The 17,595-nt window shown below is 46.1% G+C and carries 14 protein-coding genes; 8 read left to right on the top strand and 6 right to left on the bottom strand.

Annotation, left to right across the window (positions count from 1 at the left end; genetic code table 11):
- Positions 1-41: 41 nt before the first annotated feature.
- Positions 42-2,273: a hypothetical protein gene (locus D3H65_RS21285; RefSeq protein WP_119052250.1), complete on the bottom strand. Its 2,232-nt coding sequence runs from the start codon at positions 2,271-2,273 to the stop codon at positions 42-44.
- Positions 2,274-2,810: 537 nt separating this feature from the next.
- Between D3H65_RS21285 and D3H65_RS21280 the strand changes: the two genes are divergently transcribed.
- Positions 2,811-3,821 carry a helix-turn-helix transcriptional regulator gene (locus D3H65_RS21280; RefSeq protein ID WP_119052249.1) on the top strand — a complete coding sequence of 337 codons (1,011 nt, stop codon included), beginning with the start codon at positions 2,811-2,813 and terminating at the stop codon, positions 3,819-3,821.
- 31 nt (positions 3,822-3,852) lie between these two features.
- Here D3H65_RS21280 and D3H65_RS21275 read toward each other — a convergent pair whose 3' ends face one another.
- Genes D3H65_RS21275 through D3H65_RS21265 form a run of 3 tightly spaced genes read right to left on the bottom strand, consistent with a single transcriptional unit; the run spans position 3,853 to position 6,845 of the window.
- Entirely contained in the window at positions 3,853-4,563 is a 711-nt protein-coding gene (locus D3H65_RS21275; RefSeq protein ID WP_119052248.1) for a LytR/AlgR family response regulator transcription factor, read from the bottom strand.
- Positions 4,560-5,675 carry a sensor histidine kinase gene (locus D3H65_RS21270; protein ID WP_119052247.1) on the bottom strand — a complete coding sequence of 372 codons (1,116 nt, stop codon included), beginning with the start codon at positions 5,673-5,675 and terminating at the stop codon, positions 4,560-4,562. The genes D3H65_RS21275 and D3H65_RS21270 overlap by 4 nt, the downstream gene beginning before the upstream one ends.
- 36 nt (positions 5,676-5,711) lie before the next feature.
- Positions 5,712-6,845: a sensor histidine kinase gene (locus D3H65_RS21265; RefSeq protein ID WP_119052246.1), complete on the bottom strand. Its 1,134-nt coding sequence runs from the start codon at positions 6,843-6,845 to the stop codon at positions 5,712-5,714.
- Positions 6,846-7,087: 242 nt separating this feature from the next.
- Between D3H65_RS21265 and D3H65_RS21260 the strand changes: the two genes are divergently transcribed.
- The 5 genes from D3H65_RS21260 (at position 7,088) to D3H65_RS21240 (ending at position 11,532) form a co-directional block, all read left to right on the top strand.
- Positions 7,088-8,428, top strand: a complete 1,341-nt coding sequence (locus tag D3H65_RS21260; protein ID WP_119052245.1) for a T9SS type A sorting domain-containing protein — start codon at positions 7,088-7,090, stop codon at positions 8,426-8,428.
- Positions 8,429-8,457: 29 nt separating this feature from the next.
- Positions 8,458-9,954 carry a tail fiber domain-containing protein gene (locus D3H65_RS21255; RefSeq protein WP_162915754.1) on the top strand — a complete coding sequence of 499 codons (1,497 nt, stop codon included), beginning with the start codon at positions 8,458-8,460 and terminating at the stop codon, positions 9,952-9,954.
- A 140-nt stretch (positions 9,955-10,094) separates the two neighbouring features.
- Positions 10,095-10,448 carry a hypothetical protein gene (locus D3H65_RS21250; RefSeq protein ID WP_162915753.1) on the top strand — a complete coding sequence of 118 codons (354 nt, stop codon included), beginning with the start codon at positions 10,095-10,097 and terminating at the stop codon, positions 10,446-10,448.
- A gap of 93 nt (positions 10,449-10,541) precedes the next feature.
- Positions 10,542-10,901: a hypothetical protein gene (locus D3H65_RS21245; RefSeq protein ID WP_162915752.1), complete on the top strand. Its 360-nt coding sequence runs from the start codon at positions 10,542-10,544 to the stop codon at positions 10,899-10,901.
- 10 nt (positions 10,902-10,911) lie between these two features.
- Positions 10,912-11,532 (top strand): hypothetical protein, encoded by a 621-nt coding sequence (locus D3H65_RS21240; RefSeq protein WP_119052241.1) that lies wholly within the window; start codon positions 10,912-10,914, stop codon positions 11,530-11,532.
- Between the two features lie 4 nt (positions 11,533-11,536).
- On the opposite strand, the gene D3H65_RS21235 is transcribed toward D3H65_RS21240, so the two are convergent.
- Positions 11,537-12,469: a helix-turn-helix transcriptional regulator gene (locus D3H65_RS21235; protein ID WP_119052240.1), complete on the bottom strand. Its 933-nt coding sequence runs from the start codon at positions 12,467-12,469 to the stop codon at positions 11,537-11,539.
- A gap of 88 nt (positions 12,470-12,557) precedes the next feature.
- On the opposite strand from D3H65_RS21235, the gene D3H65_RS21230 reads away from it, so the two are divergent.
- Positions 12,558-13,244: a hypothetical protein gene (locus D3H65_RS21230; protein ID WP_119052239.1), complete on the top strand. Its 687-nt coding sequence runs from the start codon at positions 12,558-12,560 to the stop codon at positions 13,242-13,244.
- A gap of 77 nt (positions 13,245-13,321) precedes the next feature.
- On the top strand, positions 13,322-13,771 hold the full coding sequence (locus D3H65_RS21225; RefSeq protein WP_119052238.1) for a VOC family protein: 450 nt from the start codon (positions 13,322-13,324) through the stop codon (positions 13,769-13,771).
- A gap of 91 nt (positions 13,772-13,862) precedes the next feature.
- Here the strand turns inward: D3H65_RS21225 and D3H65_RS21220 are convergent, their stop codons facing one another.
- On the bottom strand, positions 13,863-17,498 hold the full coding sequence (locus tag D3H65_RS21220) for an MBG domain-containing protein (RefSeq protein ID WP_119052237.1): 3,636 nt from the start codon (positions 17,496-17,498) through the stop codon (positions 13,863-13,865).
- Between the last annotated feature and the right edge of the window lie 97 nt (positions 17,499-17,595).

Below are 17,595 nucleotides of genomic sequence, written 5' to 3'. Positions count from 1 at the left end.
CATTGAAAAGCACCCTGATAAAATTCAGGGTGCTGTATTTGTTAATCCACCAGCAGCTTTGTGACGGCTGCGGTATTCTGCGCCCAGGCTGTTGTGTACACTTCATCTGCCTCGCTATTTTCCAGTATTTCCAGCTGCTGGGCTTCTGCTTTGATACGCAATAAATGCCCAATAGTCAATTTGCTATCCAGTTTCTTCAGGATGGCTCCTATATTTCCGGTATTCAGGTTTTGAGCAAGCTGCCCTGAAAACTGCATTTCCAGCCAGATTATTTCATGCTGCGCTACGTCCAATACGCCAAATACCAGGCCTTTGCCAAGGCTATTGACTATCCTGACCTGGTGTTGTACACAGGATGGATCATAAGCAACCCCTGTTCTTTCGGAAATCGTCATTGGGTACTTACTATTCATCCAGCCAACTACCAGGTTGGGTGTAAGGCTTCCGTTGCTATAGGCGTTGCAAGTAAAGGTTACAAATTTTGCTCCTGCTTTTTTCAATACAGTAGTGTCCAACTCGATGTATTCGGCAGTACCAATTTGATCGGGAATGCTCCTGATATCCCCACTATGTTTACAACCAGTGGCTACCAGGGAACTGAACGAGCAACGTTCTGTTCGCCCTTCGTAGGTAATAAGACAGCTCAGGTCCATGTCCAAATGCTGAGCAGGGAGGCCCACGCCCCATTGCATGAACAGCCTTACCGTGTCTCCTGCTACCTGAAAGCGTGTTCCCATCAATGCCGCAGGAAGATCCTGTATGTTGTCACTTCTGTCACCAATGGAAACAGGTATCTTAAAGAGCATCGGGTCTATATACATGGTTTTGCCAGTGCTTTTGATAGCTGCGAAGCGTTTCCTGACTGACAATAAACATAAGTTTTCCACAGCTGCTTTCATTCCTTCCAGTTGCTCATCGTTATACAGGGATAATAATGGATTGGCAGGAATGTTTTTATTTACTCCTCCCAATGGCTTTACTACGCGGTTATTGGTTTTATCGAAATAATTTTCGGCATACATGCTTAGCGTAAACACCAGGCGTGCAGGTACTTTGTCTATTATTTCAGCAAAAGCGGCAATAGTAGGTTTGCTGCCAAACCACAACATATTGGCAAACAGGGAGCGGGCAAACAGACCGGGCCGCTGCTGCAATAAATCAAATGTTTCATCGACATAATAGCGAAGACGGTAATGGTTTACAGCTCCCTGCCACACCTTGTATTCTTCCTTATAAAACAGGTGAAGTAAAGTGCGTAGCTTTTCAAAACCTGCACGCTTACTATATTCTGCCAATCTTAATGCCCTGATAAAACGAACCCACATGCTACGCTTTGGGTGCATCATTTCACACATTTTAGCTGCATCCAGGTCCATATTGTTCAGCCAATCAGCCACCATCATGCAATCCTTCCTTGTGTATTTCAGTTTTAAAACCGTTTTGGTATCCAGCAAGGCCTTTGCACTCTTATCTAACAGTGGTAAAATATGCCTGCTGTTTTTGGAACTACGACTGATAATAGTCCTTGGTTCAATTATCTGCAAAAACCCAGTGTGCTTGTACCATAGATAGCGCATAATATCAGTGGGAGATGTAAACAAAACCTGCGCTTTTTCCGGCTGGTTCTGGTCGATGAACACGTCTATCACTGCCATTAATGTTTCCTTTATTCCGACCTTCACATCAGGCATAGGCAATTCGCCAAGCAATTTATGGAGGCTATCCATTTGTGTAGCATCCAACGCTGTTTTGGAAGTTAGCAAGTCACTCAAAAAAGCCGTTGCATCCTGTAGTGTCCATAATTCCAGTATTTTTTGTTCACTTCCCTGTTTGTAGTTTTCTATTGCCCCGAACTCAAAAGGAGTTCCGCAGAAAGGACAGCCATTATACCGGTGCAAAGGGAAGGTATTGGCGGGGATAGTATGTCCACATGGTAACACGGTGCCGCCCACCTTGAAGATATTAGCAAAGAAGGTAATAAAATGATCTGCTACTGTTTCTCCGGTAGGTACATTCCAACCTTTTACCAGCGGGGCCCAGTTTTTATTAACTCCCGTCACCTCACGCAAAGTATCCAGTACAGTAAGCTGAAAGGAAGGAGTGCTATTGTTCAATGCTTTTAATAAAGGCTCTGACACCCCGAAACCTAATTTGGACAGGTTTGCTACCAGTGACCCTGTTGCTTCTGTAAGCTGAACACGCTCGTTAATAGCTGCTCTTTCAGGAATAAATACTGCTTTTTGACGAAGGCTAACGCTTAATAATTGGCTCATGATTCTTGGTTTATACCTGGTAATTTTATTGCTTCAGCAAATTGAAGTAAGCAATAATTGACCATAGTTTTGTGAAGCAGGTTGGATTCGAACCAACGACCCACGGATTAACAGTCATTGACGTAAGGCTTAATTGACCGGGATAATCTTCAAGCGCCTGGGTTCGAACCAGTCTGCCGCCGAAGCGGCATTACCAATTGAAGTATGTTTGAATTGACCCCTGATAATTTTAATACTTTACGTTGCTCTACCAGCTGAGCTACTGCTTCAAAGAACAAAAACGGTAATTGAATAAGTGCATCCTTGGTTTTGAAGTAACTTAATTCTTGACCCGTTTTTGATACAGCAAATATGCACACACTGGTACGCAGCACAATTGCGTAGGAGAAAATATTTATTTGGAGATGCTTTTATATATTTGCTTCTGAGGCTATTAGCACTAAAAATAAGCTTTTTGGCCCCGAAAAAATTACTTACTACGCAAGTCTATTGCGTAGCATTAATCAAGGAATTATTTTTGCCCCTAGAAATATTGCCATGTCTATAAATAAATTAGCCCTTATCCGCTACAAAACCATTGACGACTGCCTGCGAAACAGGTACCGTAAATGGTGCCTGGAAGATTTAATTGAAAAAGTGGCAGATGTCCTTTATCAATTAGAGGGTATTACATCAGGCGTAAGCAAGAGAACCATACAGGCAGATATCCAGGTAATGCGCAGCGATAAGTTAGGTTACAATGCACCAATTGTTGTTACCGATAAGAAATTTTATACATACGGTGAGCCGGATTACAGTATTACCAATGCTCCGGTGAACCAGGCTGACGTAGAAAAGATGAAAGAGATTGTAGGTATCCTAAAGCAGTTTAATGGCTTTACATACTTTGAAGAAATGAGCGATATGATTGCCCGGTTGGAAAACAACCTGTACCGGACAACTCATCAGGGCCGCAATTGCATCCAGTTTGAAAACAACAGGCTGCTGAAAGGACTGGAACATATTAATCCGCTGTACCAGGCCATCCTGCAGAAGAAGGCTTTGCTGGTAGAATACAAATCTTTTAAGGCCACAAAATCACAACAGCTTATTTGTTTTCCCTATTTGCTGAAAGAATACCGCAACCGCTGGTTCCTGATTGCCAAAGGTAAAAAAGGGAACCTGTTGTCTACAATGGCATTGGACAGGATTATAGAATTCCAGGAATTAAGCAAAGAAAAGTTCATTGAGCATGAAGGCGTAGATTTTGACCAATACTTTGATGATCTTATTGGGGTTACCAAAACTGAAAAGGACCGGGCCAATAAGGTGGTGCTGTTCATTGATAAATACAATGCCCCCTATGTACTTACTAAGCCTATACACCATTCCCAAAAGCTGATTAAAGAAGATGAAAATGGTATTGTCATCCGCATTGATGTAGTGCTGAATTTTGAACTGGAAAGAGAGATCCTGGGGTTTGGAGAGTCTATGAAAGTGTTGGCGCCCCGTATACTGGCATCAAAGATCAGGCAGCGGTTGGACGCCGCAGCTAAGAGTTATACTTAAGGGAGGTTGCTTTCCTGGAAATCAGGGATTATTACTGTAGTAGTTTCTCCATCGCTACCTGTTTATACAGCCGGCCAATGGGAATTTCCTGTTTGCCCAGGTGTACAGAAATGCCATTGTAACCTGATATCTTGTTCACCGATACCATGTAGGAGCGATGCACCCGCATGAACTTATGCTCAGATAGGAGATTTTCCATGGCAGTTATTGATTGCTTGACCATCAGGAACCTGCCGTCGCACTGGAAGACTTTTACATAGTCCTTCCAGCTTTCTATATAGGTAATGTCATTAACGAATACCTTTTTCATATCCTTATCCACTTTCAGGTATACAAAGGGAGAAGGGTTGGGCATTTCATTGATATCTGGCGTCACTGTTTCCTGCCCCATTAAGCGATTGAGTTTCGTGATAGCTTTAAAGAAGCGGTCAAACGCTACAGGTTTTATCAGGTAATCAACAGCATCCAGCTCAAACCCCTCCACCGCATATTCCCGATAGGCCGTAACAAATATGACCTTGGGTGGATGGGAAAGATTTTTTAGGAAATCTGTCCCCAGAATGCGGGGCATTTTAATATCCAGGAAGATCACATCTACCCTTTTTTGATGCAAGATGCCGAGAGCCTCAATGGCATTGCTGCACTGACCGGCAATTTCAAGGCCATCTATGTCGGCAATATACCTGGTCAGTACTTTTAATGCTGGCGGCTCATCGTCTATTAACAGGCAGCGTAATTTCATACTGGTACCATTTGGGTGAGGGGAGAAGGCACAATATAAGCGGGCAGGTTAGCCTCCAGCTTGATCAACATGGAAACAACAAAGAAATTTCCTTCGTCGTTTATTTTTAGCTCGTGGTGCAGGGGGTAAATAAATGCGAGGCGCTTCTTTACGTTCATGATACCAGCACCTTCTTCCTGGAAAGAGACATATTCACTCTTGCTGTTGGCGATCTTGCAGCGCAGGGTATGCTGTACTACCGAAAGGTCTACCCCCAGCCATGGTTTTTCTATTTCCTCAGCGGCACAATGTTTGAAAGCATTTTCCAGGAAGGGCAGCATGAGTAAAGGGGCTATGGACTGTTGCCTGGTATCGCCTTCCACACTCCAGGATATCTCTATTTTATTGCCATACCGCTCATTTTCCAGGTCAATATAATTCTTCATGACCCCGATCTCCTTCTCAATCCATACTTTCTCACTTCTGCAATCGTACAGCATGTAGCTGAGTAAAGAAGACAATTTTAGTAACATTTCCGGTGTCTTGGGTGATCTTTCCAATGAAAAAGTATAGATATTATTCAGCGTATTGATCAGGAAATGAGGATGCACCTGCGCTTTCAGCAATTGTAATTCGGCGGTTATCTTTTCCTGTTGAGCCTGCATCCAGGCGCGTTGCTTGATCATCCACAATTTGAAAAACTTGATGGTCATTATACTGGCAGCGGAGGTGGTCATGCTCAGGTAACTGTGCGACTGGGGACCCGTTGCCGGCACAAAATCAAAACCCATGGCCCGTTGTAGTGGTACATACAGATAATTTCTGAATCCGGTGTTGATATATATGCCAATTACTCCCCAGGCCAAAATGAGCAGGAAAAACTGCCATACCCTTTTTTTGAGCAGCAATTGGGGAATAGCGACATATACCAGCGGGTAGCTAAAAAGCATAAACACGGGTATCCATAAGAACATGTTGAACAGGTTGCTGCCAAACGAATCAGGCGCTCCCATAATGAACCAGAATAGTGCCCAAATGATAGTATGAAAAATCCAATAGATGATATGCCGCCAAATCCGGTACCGGGGCGAAAAAATGAATTCATTGTATAAAAAAGAGTTTATCTTTTTCATGTGTTGATCAGGTTTGGTACGGAGGCTTTATCGATCTCAATTGGCGCCGGGTATTGATACGGGAACTGTTCGGGCAACAGCCTGCGCTCCCGGTGAAGTCACATAATCTGCGATGTAGCCGGTTAGCCGTACCATCATCGAAACGATAAAGAAATCTCCCTCATCATAAATACTCAATTCATGTAAGCCGGGGTAAATGAATGCGAGGCGTTGCCGCACATTGCTAATGCCGATCCCGCAAGGCCCTTTTGCCATATATTCGTTCTTACTGTTACTGATCCTGCAATGCAGCTTATGGTGTTTAATAGCGATGTCTACATGTAGCGAGGGCTTTTCTGTCTGTTCTGATGTACCATGTTTGAAAGCATTCTCCAGGAAGGGAAGCATCAGTAAAGGGGCAATGAGTTGTCCCTTTATGTCACCTTCTACGTTCCAGGATATTTCAATTTTGTTGCCGTACCGTTCTTTTTCCAGGTCGATGTAATTCTTCATGATCCCGATCTCTTTTTCCAGCCACACCTCATGGCTGCTGCAGTCGTACAGCATATAGGTGAGTAAGGAGGAAAGTTTTAAGATCAGGCCAGGTGTCTTGGGCGAGTTTTCCAGCGAATAAGAATAAATATTGTTCAGGGTATTGAACAGGAAGTGTGGATGTACCTGGGCTTTGAGCAATTGTAGCTCTGCTGTTATCTTCTCCTGTTGTGCGTATATCCAGTCATTTTGTTTGAGTGTCCACAGTTTAAAAAAACGAATGATCATCGGGCTGGCGGCCGAGGTAGTCATACACAGGTAACAAAAGGCCAGCGGCCCACGGGGAAGAATATTGGTTAATCCCATGGCTTCCTGCAAGGGGATCAATACATAACTTCTGTATTCGGAATCTATATAAAGGCCTGCTGCGCCCCATGCCATCACCAGCAGGAAGAACTGCATTACTTTACCTTGCAGCAACAGGTAAGGAATGGCAATGTACACCAGTGGATAGCTGAACAGGATAAACGCTGGTATCCACATAGCCATATTAAGTACATGTCGCCCATAAGAACCTGGCGCATCCATCACCACCCAGAAGGCCGCCCATAAGGCAATGTGAAATGACCAATACAATACATGTCGCCAGATACGATAGCGAGGCGAGAAAATAAATTCATTGTATAAAAATGAGTTCATGGAATGCTGCGTTCATGGGATGTAGCAACCCCAAATTAGAGCATACGCTGCAACCGACATACCCCTCAAATGAGTGATATAGACTAAAATCAGGTATTCGCGATAGAAAACCACTATTACACCTCAACACCATTGGGTGCCGTAATCCTGCTTTATTTCAGCCAACGAAAGCGTTAAGCGAATGTACCGGCAATAGATGCGTGCAATTTCTAATTTGCTGTTGTTAGCAAAATTTTCTTTGTATGCGTATGCTGTTTTTGGGATTTCTACTGATAGCATCACAGGCCATGCTGGCTCAGGTGTATATTGGACCGGGAGCACAGGTACAACTTTCCGGCAATGTACAGCTCACACTTAGTGATGCAGACCTGATCAATCACGGCATTCTGACAACAGGCAATAGCACCGTTTATTTAGCCGGCGTGGTCAACAACAATATTGATGGTACGGCGTCCGTACAGTTTTATTCTCTGCACCTTAATAAAAGCGACGGTCGCAGTGTTGTATTGCAGCAACCGATTCGGGTAAGCAATACCATACAATTTGTGCAGGGATTGGTAGACCTCAACGGACAGGCTCTTGACCTCGGCAGCACAGGCCTGCTGCTGGGTGAATCGGAAAACAGCCGCATTACAGGAGCCACCGGGGGCGAAGTATCGGTTACTACCACCCTCAATGCACCTGCCGGCGCCAACCCGGGCAACCTGGGCGCCTCGATCAGCAGCCCTAAAAACCTGGGAATGGTAACCGTAAAAAGGGGCCATGCCATGTTGACCCTTCCGGGAGGCAAAAGCATCCTGCGCTATTACACCATTACACCGACAAATAACAATGCACTGGCTGCTACTCTTCGCTTTGGATATGCAGATAGTGAACTCGGCGGCCAGACAGAACAGGATCTTATAGTGTGGCGTAGTCCGGATGCTGTAGCCTGGACCAGTCAGGGATTTACTACCCGCAATGCTGCACAGAATTATATAGAGAAAACAGGCATCGATGCTTTCTCTACCTGGACACTCGCTGCTATTTCGGGTTCGTTGCCGGTAACCTTTGCCGGATGGCGACTGGAATGTTCAGGGGGCAGTGTGACGCTTCATTGGAAAACTACCCAGGAATGGAATAGCAGCCATTTTGAGGTGGAAAGAAATAATGGCGCCGGCTGGATCAGCCTGGGCCAGCTTCCTGCCGCGGGCAACAGCAGCACAGAAAAGGAGTATGTATTTATAGATGATCATCCATCAGGGAAGGACTATTACCGCATAGCGCAATATGATCTTGACAGACGGGTAGCCTATACTGCCGTATTAACGGCAACCTGTGCTGCGCCCGAAGCATTAAAGGCCTGGCCCAATCCCTTTGTACAAACCTGTAATCTGCGTATCCAAAGTCCTGTAAGCGGCACTGCCTTGTTGAGGGTAACCAACAGTGCCGGTGTTACGATCATCAATAAACAGCTGAGCCTGCAAAAAGGCCCGAATCAATTTGACCTCGACCTGCAGCAGGCCGCCGCAGGGGTATATCAGCTTCAGGTAGAATGGGCAGGTGGGCTGCAGGTAGCGACCATCAGGCTGGTGAAGCAATAAACAATCGTTCAATAAAAATAACACCGCGTATGAAGAATTTACTATTGTTCCTGCTATTGGCAATCGTGTCACTGCAGGGTATTGCCCAAAATGTAGGTATTGGTACTACTACGCCCGATGCGAGCGCGGCATTGGATATAAAAAGTACCAAGGGAGGATTACTCATACCTGCTATGTCGCAGGCCCAGCGCAATACCATCAGCCTGCCGGCCACGGGTTTACTTATTTTTCAAACGGATGGTACGGCAGGGTTTTATTATAATAGTGGTAGTACGACCACACCGGCCTGGGTAGGTATAGGAGGTAATAGCGGCTGGCAGCTTGGCGGCAATAGTGGTACCAACCCGGCGATCAATTTTATTGGCACGGCCGATAACCAACCGCTGGTATTTAAAGTAAACAGTATCAGGGCAGGATACACCGATTCACTCACTTATAATACTGGTTGGGGATTCAGAACGATGGAGTCTGCAACCACGGGCAACTTTAATACTGCAATCGGGTATAAGGCCATGGTGCAGAATGCTGATGGTTTGCAAAATGCTGCGGTGGGTGCTAATTCGCTTCGTTACAATATATCGGGTAGCCGCAATTCGGCCCTGGGTATGTCAAGCCTGGGTAGCAATACCACGGGCAATGCCAATGTAGCGATAGGTAATTATGCCATGGCCAGCAATATTAGCGGCGGCGCCAATACGGCCAATGGCTATTATTGTATGACATCCAATACCACAGGCGGGGCCAATACGGCCAGTGGCTCGCAAACATTGCTTTACAATACCACCGGTTTTTACAATACAGCCTTTGGTTATCAGTCTATGTTCTTCAGTACGACAGGCAGCAACAATACAGCAATTGGCAGCAGTGCTTTATATAGCAATGAAACCGGCAGTAAACTGGTTGCCTTGGGCGATTCGGCTTTGATGAGCAATATCACGGGTTTTGGTAATGTGGCCATCGGTGCCTCGGCCAATGTGGCTACGGGTAACCTTCAAAATGCCGTAGCCATCGGGTACAATACCGTGGTCAATGCGAGCAACAAAATACGGCTGGGCAACAGCCTTATTACTGTCATAGAAGGACAGGTGCCTTATACCTTTCCTTCCGATGGCCGTTTTAAAACCAACATAGACGAATCGGTAAAAGGACTTGATTTCATTATGCAGTTACGACCAGTAGTATACAATTTCCAATCTAAAAAGTATGACGAGTTTACCAGCGGACAAGCTAGCGAGGGGGTAAAGTTCATTGGATTGCGGGATTATTCGGAAGCAGAGAAGGTGCGGCACAACGGATTCATTGCACAGGAAGTAGAAGAAGCTGCCCGGAAAGCCCAATATGAATTTGATGGGGTGGTAGCCCCCCGGAATAACCGTGAAACCTATGGCCTTTCCTACTCACAGTTTGTAGTGCCGCTGGTGAAAGCCGTACAGGAGCAGCAACGGAACATAGCGGTACTGGAAAAAGAAAATGCAGACCTGAAAAAGCGCATCGAAAAACTGGAAGCGCTGATCATCAATAAATGACCGGTATGAAACTATTATCTAAACTATTGCTATTAATCCTGAGCATACAACTCAGTTCAATAGATGATGCCGCAACGAAAAGGCTATTATAAATAATTTAACTATTAATTCTTTTTATGAAACTGACAATTGTTTGGATTATGACAGCTATCATTATTGGAGCCTGCAACGGCAAACCGAAAGACGTACAGGCTGATCCCCGCTCAGTGGCAGAAGCCATTTTTGACGCAGCTAAAAGCGGCAATTGCCAGGGGCTTGCAGCATTGGTCGATACAGAGGCTGATAGCGACAGCAAGAGAATTGCGCAGGCATCGGCGGATAAAGCCAGCCAGGAGGAGTTCCAGAAATACTTTGCCAAAGGCAAGGTGTCGGCCGATCCTGTTATTAGTGGCGATAAGGCCTCGGTGAATATTCTCTTCGGGCCAGACGGCACGCGGGAGGAAACATTTGAGATGACACGTAAGGAGGGCAAGTGGTACCTCACTTCTTTTTAGCATATGCGGCTGGTATACCTTTTCATATTTACCGTTGTGGTGGCGCTCTGCTTGCTGATCCGGGGGTGGATCGATTCCGGTATAGAAAAAGCAATGGATATCGAAGTTGTACGGGATGGGGAAGAGCACCTGGGCAACTGGGCTGGTAATTGGCCAAAAGGATGGATCTTTTTCCGCTTGCACCGGGATGGCATATTCTCAGCGAAAATAGCAGGGCCACCACATGGTGATACCATTCAGGTAAATGGCAGCTATGATATTGTTGCTGGTAATAACACTGCCTATTATCCCCGGCTGATAGCGGTTGGTGATAAGAAGGATACGCTGTTCAACTACTTTATCGCTTATATTACCCCTTATGATACAAAGGTGGAAAAGGTAGATAAACTGGTGTTGAGCCCTACAGGTATTTATGACACGGTAAGCTATACCTTCTACTGTGTTAAACCATAAAAACGCCGCTATGAACCTTGCATTATACCGGGGCCTCATATGCTGCCTGGTTGGTCTCTGCGCCTGCAGCAGCCCGGCCAATAAACGGGCGATCGATATAAAGGACCTGAAGAAGGTGCAGGCAGCAGAAGCGCAAAATGCACCCCCGGAACCGGCAAGGGATGCATTGACTGCGGCAGAACTGATTGCATTGGCAGAATGCAGGAACCTTGACTGTGTACAGTTTTTTATGAAGAACCTTTCCGATGATTTTGTACATGCCACGAAAGGCGAGTTTGCAGCGCTTCACCGTTCCCTGGTGATCGATACCTCGGGCAAAGAATTGATAATACCCCTGTCTACCTTGTACGTCGATATCAACCCACAGGCCAGTTGGCGGCTGGCGCATACCTTACACAGAAAGGAGATGAGCAACCGCTTGCTGGACGAATTTCAACGGCTTGGCTTTGTCTTGGTTGATTCGGGCTATAACCGTAACATCAAGGGCGTTCGGGCCCGTTTCACATCACTTCAATACCCGGGCAAGGTCCTGTATACCAGCCATACCTACCAACCCTGGTATTGGAAAGGCCTGTATAAATATGTGACCTGGCCTTGTTTTGTATTTGAAGTATATAACATCCGGCAATAAAACGCTATAGGGCACTTCCCAGGTACATATAGAACTCCCCCAGTTTATTTTCGCCATCACTCAACAACAGGAAGATGAAAAAGTCTTCGGGCCTGAACAGTTTCTTGTAGCCAATGATATTTTCCCTGAACAGGGTGGTGTAACTCTTAATGTTTTCATCCATCGGACCTGCGGGAATATCGAATACCAGGTAGCTACCATTCTTTACCGGGCTGATAATATATTGTTGAAGATCCACTGGAGATAACTGGCCAAGTGTTGGTGCTGTCACCAACAGGCCATGATGCATATTAAACCTGCTGGCTGGGGTGAAGTTGAGCGAGTCAAAAGGCTTGATCACAAATCTTCCATTCCATTGCTTATCGAAGCTATTCATCACCGTATCAAGATAAGTGTCATAACAAAAGCTGCCCTGGTGAACAGCCGGCACCATGCGCAGTGATCTACAGATGGTATAGTGATTGACTAAGTTCTCGATACGGTAGGTAAAGGAAAACTCCTTCTTCAACAGCGAGTGGTAGTCTTGCTCTGATTGGATGCCGTCCATGATGGCGTTGGGAGAATCCTTTATGAACAGCGGTCTTTTCCGGAAATGGCCCGGGCTGTGGTTGAACTGCTGCCTGAATGCCTTTGAAAGCGCCTGCTTGCCAGAATAACCGGTCTTACCGGCAATATCGGTCAGGGAGAGATCTGTATAGGATAAGAGAGAAGCTGCTTTTTCCAGACGGTACCTTTTAATATAACCGCCGATGGTTTCCTGCTGTGCTTGTTCAAAAAGATCGGAAAGGTGATAGTAAGAAACAAAGACATGGTCTGCCAGGCGCTGCAGCGAGATATCTGCATGAATATTCGATTCCACATATTCCTGGATCCTGTTGGTGATGGCCTGGTAGTATTGTATGGTGGATGGCTTGCGCAAAGCCGTGGTCCCTGTCATAGCCTATAAGTTATCCATTCTTGGGATTTTTAGGAAACGGGCTGCTCAAAAAAAAATGATAATTATTTTCAGCCCTCAATCAGCTACTATGAATTTCAGGAATATTCGCATAAGCGCTGCCATTATTGCGCTGGTCTATATCGCTATCCAATCCTTTCAATGGTATGTATTTGACCAGTTTACCACTCCTTCCTCCGCAGCTGAAGAATTACAGCAGGGCAATCACCCCTTGCACCTGGTGCGCTCTTCCCTGATGCTGGGGGCCATGTTTGGCCTGATGTATATACGGTATGTTATCTGTTCCCTGGCAGCGGTGTCTTACCGTTTCTGGGCCACCCTGGCCTTTATCTGCTATTTTGTATTCTTTATGCTGGAGGTATTGTTGCGTTCAACGGAGCTGTTCTACACACAAATTCAACTTCCCAAACTAGCCCTGAAGACCAATGCCAATGAGCTGCAGGCTATCGTCGATAAGTTTCAGACACTACAATCTATACAGTCCGCCTTATACTTTCCGTTGATACTGGCTGGTACCTGTAGCTACGCCATCCTCTTCTTCTTATTTCCGGCTGGCAAACAAAAAATCAACCGGCTCATCAAATTTGTGCTGGGGGTGGATCTGTTAAGGTCTGTATGGAGGCTGTCCAGCGATTATTTCGGTGTACAATGGCTGCAGGGGAATTTTTATGACCAGATCTACCTGCCCCTGGTCGTTATCACCTTTGGTTCTATCTCCATCTGGCTGCTGAAAGTGAAAGATGAGCGGCTCGCCTAAGGAATTAAACGAAAAAGCAAGATTCGAGAAGCCGGTTATTTAATTCCCGCTTAACTTCAGGGAATAAATACAATAGTATGGTAACCAGACTCACACACAGCACCTTATATGTTCTTGACCAGGAAAAAGCCTTTGATTTTTATGTTAATACTTTGGGTTGTAAGGTAAATACGGATGCCACCATGGAAAATGGTTACCGCTGGCTCACTGTCAATCCACCCGAACAGCCTGAACTGGAAATCGTACTGATGCCCATACTCCATAAAGCCATGCTGAAAACAGCCGATTCGCCGGAGGGGATAGATGAAGAAAGCCAGCAGGCTTTCAAGCTGTTATTGGAGAAGGGAATATTGGGGGCAGGGGTATGGCATACCAATGATTGCCGTGCTACTTACGAAGAGTTGAAAAAGAAGGGTGTTCAATTCAGGGGAGAACCCCGGGAGCAATTCTATGGAACCGAAGTGGTCATGTATGATGGTTGTGGCAACTGGTTCAGCCTCACCCAGCCCAAAGAAATGCACAAGTAACCTGACGCCCAGGCATAAAAAAGAGCTACCTTTTTGAGGGGTAGCTCTTTTTTATGGGAAATATAAAGTGGGCTTTGTTTAAGCCGCAGATTTAGTTCTTCATAACCCTGATCACCGTAGCTGGTGCTCCGCCATATCCGGCAATGGTGATGAAATAGATGCCGGCGCTATAGCCTGCAAGGTCAAGCTGCACCTGGTTCCAGCCTTTCCGGAATTGCGCTTGCTTTTCAAACACATGCTGCCCGAAACTGTTGGAAACGATGATCGATTGTTTTACATTATCCGTTAACAATACTTTCACCGTAATGAGGCCGGTAGTTGGATTAGGATTGGCTTTTGTAGCCGTTACCAGCCCTTTTTCTCCACATAAGGATAAGCTCGTTGTTTTACTTACTGTAATACTACAACCTATATTGTTAGTGTATGCGTATTGAATGGTTTGCAGACCAGGCTTCAAGGTGTCAATATACCAGGTACTGCCTGTAACACCTACACCGGAGAAAACGCCACCAGGTAAAGAAGCACTGAGTGCGAACTTCGCCTCCGACAAACAAACTGAGTTTGGCAGGTTGATAACTGGCTTTTCCAGCGGCTTCACTGACAGTTTTGCCGCGAATGTATTGAGTGTTCTTCCCGGCGCGGTGAATACACAACGATAGTACTGGTCACTCACGGCTGTAGTGGTGAGCTGGGCCTTAGTAGCTCCTGCTATATTATTCCAGGAACTGCTATCGGCACTTTGTTGCCACTGGTAGGTAACAGGTACTGATATAGTGGTGCTGGCATCGGCTGTAAAAGTAGCTGGTGATCCGGCGCAAACAGTTTGACCGGCTGGCTGCTGAAGAACCGTGATGGTAGCACCTTCTATCGTAAGCGTACCATGTACAAATTTGAAGTCATAATTGGTTGCGTCGCCATCCTTCAGAATGATCGGATAATCGCCCGGCACACTGGCAGGTGTTGCTGTTGTAACGATCGTCGGTGGAACGATGGATTGCGCATTGTCGGTCCCTACAAATCCTGCATAGCTGATCGTAAATGCAGGGTTGTTTTCTCCATATCCTCTTGTTTTGTTATCCGCAGTTACAATAAGTTCTTTGCGGTTCACAAGCAGCAGGATCTCTACGTTTTCAGCAGGATCATAAGTAGCATCACCGCCCTGGCTGATGGTAAGCGTTACTGCCCCTGCTTTTTTGATCTTTATTTTCCACTTGTCATTGTCCTGTGTATCCTGGTAAAGCTCTACAATGTCATTGGCAGGTAAGGAATAGCTTACCGGCAAACCTGAACTGGCAACAGCTGCCAGTGTAAGGTCGGCATCACCATAAGTGCTGTTGATGTCTTCTGCGGTAATGCTTTGGTCCTGGTTGCTTGATTCAAAAGCGCCCAGGTCGGGTGTACTGCCGCTAATGCGGGGCCTGCCGCCCAGATCGGTAGTTATACCCGACAGATCGGGGGATTGCCCTGCCAGGAAATATAAAAAACTTCCTGCATTAATGGCAGGACTGCCCGTCTTTAAGGTATAGTTTCCTGTGGCTGCATTGTTGAACTGCGGATCAAGGCTGCCATCCAGGTTACTATTGTCTACGTCTTCTGGCATTCCTTCTACCAAACTGTACATAACCGATGGAAAGCTGTTTTCGTTGACGATGCCGGTACTGTTGCCATACACAATACTATTGCGTATTACCGGGGTAGAGGATGAATTGACCAATCCTCCACCTTCCACAGAGGCATTGTTGTTGCTGATGGTTACATTGGTGAGGATGGGGGCCGACATGTTTGCATTGTGCATACCGCCACCCTGGAATTCCGACAGGTTATCAATCAGCAGCACATTGGTGTAAACGGGTGATGACTGATCGTTGTACACACCGCCACCCTGAAATGATGACCTGTTGGCCTTGATAATTAAATTGCTGTAGGTGGGAGAAGCAAGGTAGTTGTGGATCCCACCACCGCCCAGCCTGGTGATCTCGTTCCCATTCACCATAATATTGCTCAGCACTTCGGCGTCACCACCGCCACCGCTAATGGTAAAACCATCTAACACGGCATCCCCCATAGGGCCGGAGGCGATCACTATGTGGTTGGCGTTCTCCAGCGTTCCACTGATGCTGAGATCGATGCCGCTGCCGGTAATCACATCATCATTGTTAAAGTCTCCGCTTAAAATACTTTTATGGACTGTAAGTGAAAGATCCCTTTCTGCCAAGGAAGTTTCAGTGCCGGCAAAACCGCCATACACTTTTACATCTTTTACCAGCAGGAAGCTGTTATATATGTTATCTACATTACCAAAGCTATCATCTGCCGTATTGTATAAAGGTTTATAGGTGCCGCCTGCTACCCATATCTGTAATGGTCCGTTAACAGTCCAGGCAGCTTCTTTTACCTTTGCCCACCGAAGGGCGTCTGCTACTTCTGTGAGCGATTTGGCCCAACTACTGCCATCTCCCGGGGTAGGATTGTTCTTATTAACATATATAATACCATTGCCGGGATAGATCTCTTTTACATCCATGGCAAAATTTCCAATGGGTGCTGAAGTGCATCCGTTGCTATTGATCTCTACATATACTTCATCATTGTTGGTGGGGAAGTAAGTATATACATTATTAAAAGAAGACTGTACGGTGATCCCGTTTACTTTGAAGGTATAATCCGGAAAATCAACAGAGGCTGTAAATGTTACCGGGCTACCTGCAATGATCTGACCCGGGGCGGAGCTGGTGAGGGTGGCGTCTACATCAGCCATTACACCGATCTTCAAACTACCGAGGGTGGTATAATGTGTAGCTGCACCACCGCCAGCAGGGAAGGTAAAGTAACGGTTGGCCGGTGTTACCGCAGGAAGGGCCGTTCCTACCGGAGCCTGATCTCCTTCATCCTGGCGTACACCCGCATAAAATTCAGCGTTGGGACTCAGTGTGGCCGGCGAATAAAAAACAAGCTGTACCGTGGTATTCAAGTCGCCGGCTGTTGCGTAGAAAGGCTCTGAGTCTGCAATGATATTCCCCACATCATCGAGCAACACACCGGTAATTGACTTACCAACATTAGAGGGATCATTTGACAAGTGTACGGTAACACCTTTCACTTGTATCGGAATACCGGGAGCCTGGTACCGGGCAGAGACGATGCCCGTGCCTGATCCAAAACCAAATCCATCATAAATGGGTTCTGAGGCGGTATAACCGTAAGTATTGCAGGTAATATCCTGCGCATGCTGCTTTACATTGTTGCTGTTGTCATCGTCATCAGGCACTTTTACCTCGATGGTCTGTGCACCTGTTGCAGTTACAGAGGCGGTAAAATTTAATGTTGTACTGGTGCCTGCCGCCAAAAAGTTAACTACCTGGGTGAGGTTTTCTGCATTGGCCCCGGTAACAGTAAGCTCAACGGAGATGTCTGTTGCGTCCTGCGTACCATTGTTTTTGATGGTAACTGTGATCTGATTCTGATCCGTCCATAGCCTGCTCAACGTGCCATAGGCCGGAGCAATGTCCGATACCTCGATGTCATTAGGTACCTTATATGCCCTGGCGCCTGATACAACGACCGGGCCTGCTGTGGCCCTGGTAGTGACGGTATGTTTTTTATGGAATGTGGGGGCCGGATGGGCATTGGCTGCACAGATGGCCATCATGGACACTGCCGTAACAAACGTTTTTACCTTGATCTTAGAAAATTGCTCTAATAAGAATGCGGGTACAGGTTTTATCATGGGAAAGGGATTATAGCCCCGCCATTATGGATTGTCGGGACATTGTAATGGCTAACGGATTCCAGCAGCTATATATTGTTCCTAAAATTGGAATCGG

The sequence above is a fragment of the Paraflavitalea soli genome (genome assembly GCF_003555545.1).
Classification (GTDB): Bacteria; Bacteroidota; Bacteroidia; order Chitinophagales; family Chitinophagaceae; genus Paraflavitalea; species Paraflavitalea soli.
The sequence above is the reverse complement of the archived record's forward strand: the minus strand, read 5'-3'. Positions and strand labels throughout refer to the sequence as shown.

Excerpts from the sequence above, each read along its gene's own strand:
- D3H65_RS21245 (WP_162915752.1), top strand. The coding sequence starts at position 10,542 with ATGGATATCGAAGTTGTACGGGATGGGGAAGAGCACCTGGGCAACTGG.
- D3H65_RS21225 (WP_119052238.1), top strand. The coding sequence starts at position 13,322 with ATGGTAACCAGACTCACACACAGCACCTTATATGTTCTTGACCAGGAA.
- D3H65_RS21255 (WP_162915754.1), top strand. The coding sequence starts at position 8,458 with ATGAAGAATTTACTATTGTTCCTGCTATTGGCAATCGTGTCACTGCAG.
- D3H65_RS21270 (WP_119052247.1), bottom strand. The coding sequence starts at position 5,675 with ATGAAAAAGATAAACTCTTTTTTATACAATGAATTCATTTTTTCGCCC.
- D3H65_RS21275 (WP_119052248.1), bottom strand. The coding sequence starts at position 4,563 with ATGAAATTACGCTGCCTGTTAATAGACGATGAGCCGCCAGCATTAAAA.
- D3H65_RS21265 (WP_119052246.1), bottom strand. The coding sequence starts at position 6,845 with ATGAACTCATTTTTATACAATGAATTTATTTTCTCGCCTCGCTATCGT.
- D3H65_RS21235 (WP_119052240.1), bottom strand. The coding sequence starts at position 12,469 with ATGACAGGGACCACGGCTTTGCGCAAGCCATCCACCATACAATACTAC.
- D3H65_RS21250 (WP_162915753.1), top strand. The coding sequence starts at position 10,095 with ATGACAGCTATCATTATTGGAGCCTGCAACGGCAAACCGAAAGACGTA.
- D3H65_RS21285 (WP_119052250.1), bottom strand. The coding sequence starts at position 2,273 with ATGAGCCAATTATTAAGCGTTAGCCTTCGTCAAAAAGCAGTATTTATT.
- D3H65_RS21260 (WP_119052245.1), top strand. The coding sequence starts at position 7,088 with ATGCGTATGCTGTTTTTGGGATTTCTACTGATAGCATCACAGGCCATG.
- D3H65_RS21230 (WP_119052239.1), top strand. The coding sequence starts at position 12,558 with ATGAATTTCAGGAATATTCGCATAAGCGCTGCCATTATTGCGCTGGTC.
- D3H65_RS21220 (WP_119052237.1), bottom strand. The coding sequence starts at position 17,498 with ATGATAAAACCTGTACCCGCATTCTTATTAGAGCAATTTTCTAAGATC.
- D3H65_RS21280 (WP_119052249.1), top strand. The coding sequence starts at position 2,811 with ATGTCTATAAATAAATTAGCCCTTATCCGCTACAAAACCATTGACGAC.
- D3H65_RS21240 (WP_119052241.1), top strand. The coding sequence starts at position 10,912 with ATGAACCTTGCATTATACCGGGGCCTCATATGCTGCCTGGTTGGTCTC.